Source organism: Photobacterium pectinilyticum (genome assembly GCF_024357955.1).
GTDB lineage: Bacteria > Pseudomonadota > Gammaproteobacteria > Enterobacterales > Vibrionaceae > Photobacterium > Photobacterium pectinilyticum.
The window spans coordinates 1-8069 of record NZ_JANEYT010000130.1 but is presented as its reverse complement, the minus strand read 5'-3'; the positions used below and the strand labels follow the sequence as shown (position 1 = coordinate 8069).

Genomic DNA, 8069 nt, shown 5'->3' with positions numbered 1-8069 from the left:
ATCCAGTTAGATAGCCCTGACGTACTGCAGTCGGCATTAGATTCACTGACTAAAGTATCTCATCGTTATTTAAGACCCTCTCGACAAGGTGAGTTTGAATCGACCGTCTACTTTAACAACGCTAAAAACAACCCGAACACGGGGCGAACCACGTCATTATGTATCTACTCAAAGCTCGATGAAGTTCAACACCAGATTGATGATCTAAAAAAGAAGAAAAAAAGAGAACGAACAGAGGTTTATGACCGTGTTATCAATCAATTAGAAAGCCCTGAGTTACAAGACTTCGCGCAATGTCGCCTACGTTTTGAAAGCCGTTTTAAAACTCGATGGTTTGAGAAAAATGACATTCCTCGTGACCTTTGGGAACTCATTAAATACGTCGAGGAATACGAAAAACAACACTCGTTAAGCTTCTGCCTTTTTGCTTGGCACGATGCAATGAAAGATCTACTTTCTGCTGTCCAAAACTCAACCATATCCGTGGTTCACGACAATAAAATCATGTCCTTGCTTCACAACGAATACGACACCATAGACGCAAAAGGAACGCTAAGAAAAAGCAAAGCCTTACGTTTATTCGCCTTGTACGACCGTTTAAAGCATTCAACGTATGAACAGGTAAAAAACACCATGGCAAAATCAACCTTTTACGATGGGGTTCGAGATTTAACCGCAATAGGGTTATCTAAGTCTCAACTACAGAACCTACACAACACAGAGCAACTTCCATTAGCTCAAGTGTTTACCTTTGATTTCGAAAATCAACGACCAGCGAGCTATCAAGAGCCTGATTTGGGTGATTTAGATACACCAGAGAAGCTTTTAGCGTGGTTGTCTGATGAAGAATACGTTGAAGCACCAGTAACAGAATTAGACACTATTAGAGACTCGTTAGAATCGAACAAACTTCCGTCTTTGTATGCCCGTTCACTGCAAGCGGGTAGGGAAGTTCGTTTAAATCAAGATACCGCTATGTCATTCGTCCTCTTTGCTGATGGAACCAGTGAATTAGTATTCCACGCTCCAAATGACAAACACGCTCGAACTCAATATAACCCAATCGAATAATAGGAAGATGAACCATGAGAACAACAATTAACTTTGCACAATACGGTAGTTTTGATGATGGTCGCCCATGGGCTAACTGTCAGACCTGCGAAGATTTTCGTACTGATTTACAAGTGGCTGGCGCACAAGTTGCCAAAATGAGCGTTGATACAGCGAATGATAACGCTGTTGCTAAAGCTTTAGTTAAAGCCATTGTTGAAGCTCAAAGCCCGATTGTAGTAGACGCTGACATTGGTATGTCGGTTAAGAAAGGACAGCCTGTCGCTATTTTGAAGTCTTTTCAATTACTGTCTAAACCACACTCACCAAAGAGCTAATTTACAGGAATCATAATGGCAGTCTGTATAGATAAAACAGTAGATGGTTTTTTATATGTTACTGAAACAAAACCAGAAACTTGCACTACATATGTCTTGCAGGCTGCGGATGAATATAATCTTTCTCATGTTACCGTGTCACCATCTGATATAGGTTTAGTCTTTACTTGGTCTTTTGGTGCGGTAGTAGTGATTGGTTATTTAGGTGGTTATGTCATTGGCATTGCCAAAAAGTTAATACGTCTCGTATAGAGGGATTTACTATGTTTACTTCAATTCGCAAAGCGTCTAAACCTGTTGTTGCAACATCTTCAATTATTCTAATGTCGTCGCCTGCATTTGCAGATGCCTCGGCAGGTTCAACTGCTGTTGACCAAATTCTAGGGGCGGTCGATTTGTCTACTGTCACTACATTCATTGGTACGACTGGTGTAGTTATTGTCGGTATCGCCTTAGCGGTTAAAGGCATTAGCCTTGCTAAACGTTTGGTTAGTCGAGCTTGATAATCGCTGTCTCTTCATTACAGTTCTATTCTGCTGTAATGATAATCGGTGGTCTGTCAGGCATCGCCTTTGTGTTAGGAATGAGGGGCATTTAGCCCCTTTTTTTTATGGGTGCTTAACATGATTTTAAATCGTATCTTCACGTATTTTCTTTGCTTCTTCATTGTCTATACGCCTTTTCGTCCTGTTAAAGCCTTTGTCCCTCTAGTGCCTGCTGTCGTTGCTTTGACTGGTCAGGCTGCGCTTTGGACGGGTCGCCAGTTGATTACTCGCATGGCGGTCAATTATGGCACTCAAGCGGGGGTTGTCGCTACGGCTGCCGTTGCTACGACACCTTTAATCAAAGATTACATGGAATCAGATTATGCTTTAAAGCCTTGGGGTTCTTGGGCTTACTTGTTGGGTAAAGCCGGTTTTATTTCAGAAGATGGAGCACTTTCTATTGATGACCACCATTGTTATCAAGATAGTTCTTGCGGAAATCAATATGGTTGGTCAATGGCAAACGGTCAAGATGCAACTGATTTTGATGCTGGTCTTTTTAAAACGAACATGAAACTTGATTTTGATTGCCCTACGACTGAATCAGTACAAGTTGATGAAGATGGACGGTCTACTTTATATGATTGTGGTACGGCTATTTCCCGAACTTGGCATGACAAACACGGCTTTCGAGGTCAAGTTTCTGTCGAGCCACAATGTAATACATCTTGGGAAACCCCTGACGGTTATGTAACTAAACATTGTTACAGCAATCATAGAATTGATGTCTGGGCTATGACCGCAGATTCATTGATTTTAAGTGGTGAAAAGTGGGTTGATATTACAGTGAATGGTTCAAATCGCATTGTGAATAAGCAGCCAATCAGTGAGATTCAATTAATTTTCCCTGAGCAAAAAACAGAAGAAGAACTATTTGACGAAGCTTTGGAGGTTGTTCTTGAAGACCAATTAGTAGGCGATGAACTACCTATAGATATGGTAACGGACAATGACTTAAATTATTGTGTTGATGACAATTGTTACTCGCTACCTCAAGAGCATTTTTTGGATAATACAGTTGTAATACCTGTTGATGAAAATGATATCCCAACACCTGAAGCCGTAGGTGGTAGTCCGGTATCGTTACCCTCTGGTAGACCTTTACCGCCTATTTCAGACCCTATCTATGCAGATGCCATTAATTCAGGTTTAACAGGCGTACCAACAGGTGACCCTGATACTGATGCAATAGTCGAGGATTTGATTAAACCAATTTTTGATGCGCCAGCACCGATTGTTCAACAGCCTACAGTAAATCCACCGATTACAAACCCTCCAGTGCAAGGAAGCGCGGTAACGGTTTCTAATTTATCGGGCATAGAAACGAGGTTAGATACAGTGAATAACACCTTATCTTCTCTCAATGTTGATGTGGATTTATCAGGTGTTGAGAATCGAATAGATAGAACAAATGCCTTAATAGAGGGCTTATCAACGTCAACGGTTCCAATTAATTTAGTCCCTGATAAAGGTCAAGCCTCTAGTTTTTGGGAGTCTCGTTATCCCGATGGGTTTGCAGGAGTTTGGAATAACTACAATAACAATCTCCAAAATACAGCTTTAGTAGGCTGGGTTGATTCCTTCAAATTGACGTACGCATCCGATGGTATTCCGTCTTGGTCTATGTGTTTTGATTTGGGTTTTGTTGATTTTGGTTGTCACGTTATCGACATAGACAGTCGTGTTTGGTTAGCCATTCGAGCTTTTATTCTCTTTACTTCAGTTATGTTAGCCCGTCGCTTGGTCTTTGGAGGTTAAGTTATGGAAATCATAGAGTTTTTGCTATATCCGCTTTTCGGCTTCTTGATTTCTCGCATGATTGCATTTGTCATTTTTGATGTTTTATAGGAGTCGTTATGTTGGATTGGTTTGCTGAACGTTGGAATGATGCGGTTAATTTTTGTTGGTCATTATGGCTATCTTTGTATGATCTCTTAACAGACATTGCTTTATTTGTTTTTGATGGGCTTCTCTCTGTCTCTTTGCTAGCCATTGATGGTGTCGGTTCATCATTTTCGGCTTTAAATGTTATCCAATACATCGACCTTATACCCAATGAAGTTAAGTCAATCATGGCATTAGTGGGAGTCAATGAAGCGAGCGTTATTATTGTCTCGGCTATTTTGATTCGTCTTGGGCTTCAACTTGTCCCATTTACACGACTTGGCTCTTAGGGGGAGTGTATGCCAATTAATATTATTGTCGGTAGACCGGGTTCGGGGAAGTCTTATGAATCGGTTGTCTACCACATCATTCCAGCCCTGAAAGAGGGGCGAAAAGTCATTACCAATGTACCGTTGAATTTAGAACACTTTGAATCCGTCTTTGGTGCTGAAATATTGGATTTAATCGAGGTTCGGGAGGACAGTTATTCCCGTGAATCTGGCTCTGTCAGGGCTTTTTCCACAGCTCAATGTTTCACTGCGGATGAATGGAAAAATGACGATGGTGTAGGGGCTTTATTCGTTATTGATGAATGTCATTTTGTACTGCCTAGTCAGGGGCGAGGGAAGCAAGCAACCGAACATTTATCTGGAGTGTTAGATTATTTATCTATGCACCGTCATTATGGACACGACATTCTATTAATGACGCAAAGTTTGGGTAAGCTGCATAAAGACGTGAGGGCGATGATTCAAATTCAGTATCGAGTCTCTAAACATACAGCAGCAGGCTCTGATAAGACTTACACCCAAAAGGTGCTCGATGGTGCAGAGGGGCGAGCTGCTGAACTCAATACGAACGTCAGAAACTATAAATCTCGTTTTTTCCCTTTCTATGTTTCCCATACCAAGTCTGACAAAGCCGTCAATGAAGCGCATTCATCCGATATTAAACCCATTTGGAAGCGGTGGTATTTTTGGGTTGGCATTCCTGCCATTGTGATCGCTTTACCCATGTCTATTTCTAGCGCACTGGCTTTATTTGGTACAGAACCCGTTGAAGAGCCTCAAGCCGTAGTGGTCGAACAAGCCCAAGCTAACCATCAAGAAAAGAAAATACCGCCAATAAAAACGCCTAAACGCTCTGTAGCGCATCCTTTTGAAAAATTGAGTCTATCTATCACGGGTTCGTCTATGACGTCTTATAAGGACGACAGAGGCAAATTACATCGTCAATCAGAAGTGTATTTTAAGGCAATGAACAAATCACGCTATGAGTTTCCTTTAAAGCTTCAAGATTTATACATGGCTGGGTATGACGTGGCGGTCATGGGACATTGCTTAGTTGAAATCAAATACGATGACTATCAGGACTTTGTTTACTGCGAAGGCACTAAACCCAAAGGTCAAAATCAAAGCATGGATCTTACATCATCATTCACATCCGCATTATCAAGCAACACACCATAGATTAGGTTTGATTAGGCTGCTATATGCTTGCATGTAGAGCCTAAGCAAATCCGACAAGCGCAGCGCGTCAGTAACAACACCAATTAACCCGTTAAACCAAAACCCACAAGTGCGCATTATGTGGTTGGAGTTATGTTTAGGGTTTGCCTTGCGTCTGAACGTTAGCAAAGGGTGGGCGAGAGACTTAGCTAAATCCGAACAAGCTTGTGCCGTTCGTGATGCTTAGGAAAGAAAATCGCTTTGCCAGTGAAGCCCGTACACATAACTCCCATAATGTGCATTTGTTTAATATGCAAATAGTTGATACTATTTTTCAACTTATAATTCGTTTAAAAATCCAGAGGTTAACTTGAGTTTTGTTTTTTGTGCTCATCATTACGTAACGCCAGATTTGAAGAAAATTGCTATTGAAAGTGGGGGAGTTGTTGGGGATTCTTTAGAGATAGCTAAGTTTTGTATGAATTCGTCATCTAGTGAGATTTTGATTGCAGGATCTCGTTTTATGGGAGAAACAGCTAAGATATTAGCTCCTGAAAAAAAGATTTACATGCTTTCAAAAGATGCTTCCTGTTCTTTGACTGACGATGTTGACTTTAATGATTTTCGTGATTTTCGTGATTTTGTATTGAGTAATCCGAGTAAAAAAGTGGTTGTTTATGCTAACTCTTCTGCTGAAATAAAATCTCTTGCTGACTATGTGGTAACCTCCTCTAATGCATGTCAAATCATTGAACATATTGATAACTTAGGCTATGAGGTTGTATTTGGCACTGACTCCAATTTAGCTAAGTTTGTAATAAAAAAAACTGGCATTGAATTTGATTATTTTCATGGTACTTGTGTTGTTCATGAGGAGTTTAATTTAGAAAAGACTCTTGGTTTAAAAACATTACACCCTGATGCTGAAATCGTATCACATCCCGAGGCTGGACTCCCAATCTTGGATGCTTCTGATTATGTCGGTTCCACAAGTGGAATGATTAACTACATTAAAAACTCCACTTCGAGAGAGTTTATCGTTATTACGGATAAAAGCCTCATTTTGTCTTTGTCTGATGCCTTTCCTGAAAAGTCATTTATTCCGGGTCCAACAGGCAAAGAATCAGCGAGTTGTACTTCTTGTGCTCGCTGTCCTCATATGAAACTAAATGAGAGTTCTCTATTAGATAACTTCCGAGAAAATGAGGTCATTCTTTCACCAGAATTAATATCTTCAGCAAAGGTTGGATTGATGAACATGTTGGATTTTTAAATGATGTTTGAAAAATATCATAACCAAATTGAGTTGCACTTAGACTTAATGATTGGTTCTTTTAATACTCCACGAGTATTAAACGAATTGTCACAAGATGATGATTTCCATATTAATCTTAGACTTATTGCATTAACTATCAACTCTATTGTTGGCCGTCACTATCATCTTCATGATGAGTTATTTCAAGCTTGTCCAGAGGTGGATTCAGATACTGACCTTAGATTTTTAATGCTTGAGCTTTTTGATTTGCTTGATAAGAACGTCAATTATGACAGCCTCATGCGTAATCATTCATCTTTTACTCGATTTATTAGAACGCCATTTTGCATTATGGATTTAAACATAAAGAATGGTGCAATCAAATCGTTGCGCTCCATATGGATTGAATAGTTACTTTTAATTTTTACTGAGAGACCCATGTACAAGTTAAAGGAGGGGACCCCGCTTGCGGGGTGGTTGCCTTTTCTTTGTACATGGGTCTTTTCGTTCTTGCTTCAAACTGGCTAAGCCACATACTTTAATAGTGGCTTATAGTCCGAATACCGAACTTTTTACTTATGTACCCATTATGATGCTCTTGGTAGCATGTCTGATTAACATGCTTTCTAAGATAGTATTGATAACCTCTTTTTCTTGCTCATCAAGAGTTTTGATTTTTTTCATTCTTATCATTAATTCTTGATCTTTATTTGTCTCCCATCGACCGCACAGTTCATCTATGGATATCTCTAGAGCATCTGCAATCTTGATTAGATTCTCCATTGTTGGGAATCCTGAGCCAGATTCGTATTTCTTGTATGCTGTTAAGCTGATCTCAAGTTCTTCTGCAATTTGCTGCTGCGTTCGCCCTGTTTTCTTTCTCATAGAAACTAATCTGTCTTTTATTTCCATGATTCCTCCTATTAGGGGTTCTTTAGTTTCTATTTTAAATCTGTTTTTGTGTACAGTATCACTTGTTATCTCTACATGTTGCTATAAAATAGTCGCATTGGTTATCTTGACAGGTTTTCACTTTGTACGACTTTTTAGGTTTTCGCATACATTTTAAAGATGCTTATACGACTTGTACCCAAGTGGGTGAGGAGTATCAGTTTTCTATTGATATGTCGGATTTACCTAAACGTGGTTTACGTCTAGAGGGATCTATTGATGCTAATGAAGACGGTATAGCTGAAGTGTCTAACGTTCGTCACCCTTGGGACAGCATTCCAAGCAGTTATACAGGGATTGCATTCAAAGTATTTCAAGCATCAGGTTTTCGTACTGAAGCGTGTGTTGAATTAAAAGCCTCTCCTGCAAAGGTAATGCAAGGTCATAACGTATTCGGCTCTGACTGCTTGTACTCATGTTCAACCTTTATTCTAAAAGCTCTTAAAGATGCTTTACCTCAATTTTCTAACATGCTGGATTTCTCACGTATCGAAGTTTTCCGCTTTGATACAACGTACTCCATCCAGTTAGATAGCCCTGACGTACTGCAGTCGGCATTAGATTCACTGACTAAAGTATCTCATCGTTATTTAAGACC

Annotated in this window: 11 protein-coding genes; 10 read left to right on the top strand and 1 reads right to left on the bottom strand. The window is 39.9% G+C overall.

Going from position 1 to position 8069, the window contains the following annotated elements; translation table 11 throughout:
- The 9 genes from NHN17_RS24935 to NHN17_RS24895 form a co-directional block, all read left to right on the top strand.
- Positions 1–1071, top strand: a 1071-nt coding sequence (locus tag NHN17_RS24935) for a phage/plasmid replication protein, II/X family (RefSeq protein ID WP_255045375.1), incomplete at its 5' end; no start/stop codon positions are given.
- Between the two features lie 14 nt (positions 1072–1085).
- Entirely contained in the window at positions 1086–1388 is a 303-nt protein-coding gene (locus NHN17_RS24930) for a hypothetical protein (RefSeq protein WP_255045374.1), read from the top strand.
- A 15-nt stretch (positions 1389–1403) separates the two neighbouring features.
- On the top strand, positions 1404–1640 hold the full coding sequence (locus NHN17_RS24925; protein WP_255045373.1) for a hypothetical protein: 237 nt from the start codon (positions 1404–1406) through the stop codon (positions 1638–1640).
- 11 nt (positions 1641–1651) lie between these two features.
- Positions 1652–1891, top strand: coding sequence for a phage coat protein (locus NHN17_RS24920; protein ID WP_255045372.1), 240 nt, complete (start codon positions 1652–1654; stop codon positions 1889–1891).
- Between the two features lie 120 nt (positions 1892–2011).
- On the top strand, positions 2012–3691 hold the full coding sequence (locus tag NHN17_RS24915) for a hypothetical protein (protein WP_255045371.1): 1680 nt from the start codon (positions 2012–2014) through the stop codon (positions 3689–3691).
- Positions 3692–3789: 98 nt separating this feature from the next.
- The gene (locus NHN17_RS24910; protein ID WP_255045370.1) at positions 3790–4107 is read left to right on the top strand and encodes a DUF2523 family protein; all 318 of its coding nucleotides are present in this window, start codon (positions 3790–3792) and stop codon (positions 4105–4107) included.
- A 9-nt stretch (positions 4108–4116) separates the two neighbouring features.
- Complete coding sequence (locus tag NHN17_RS24905; RefSeq protein WP_255045369.1) at positions 4117–5286, top strand: zonular occludens toxin domain-containing protein; 1170 nt, start codon at positions 4117–4119, stop codon at positions 5284–5286.
- Positions 5287–5635: 349 nt separating this feature from the next.
- Positions 5636–6538, top strand: a complete 903-nt coding sequence (locus tag NHN17_RS24900) for a quinolinate synthase (protein WP_255045368.1) — start codon at positions 5636–5638, stop codon at positions 6536–6538.
- Positions 6539–6931, top strand: a complete 393-nt coding sequence (locus NHN17_RS24895) for a hypothetical protein (protein WP_255045367.1) — start codon at positions 6539–6541, stop codon at positions 6929–6931. It begins immediately after the preceding gene.
- Between the two features lie 165 nt (positions 6932–7096).
- Here the strand turns inward: NHN17_RS24895 and NHN17_RS24890 are convergent, their stop codons facing one another.
- Entirely contained in the window at positions 7097–7432 is a 336-nt protein-coding gene (locus tag NHN17_RS24890; protein WP_255045366.1) for a helix-turn-helix domain-containing protein, read from the bottom strand.
- Positions 7433–7554: 122 nt separating this feature from the next.
- Here NHN17_RS24890 and NHN17_RS24885 point away from each other — a divergent pair.
- Positions 7555–8069, top strand: a 515-nt coding sequence (locus tag NHN17_RS24885; RefSeq protein ID WP_255045365.1) for a phage/plasmid replication protein, II/X family, incomplete at its 3' end; no start/stop codon positions are given.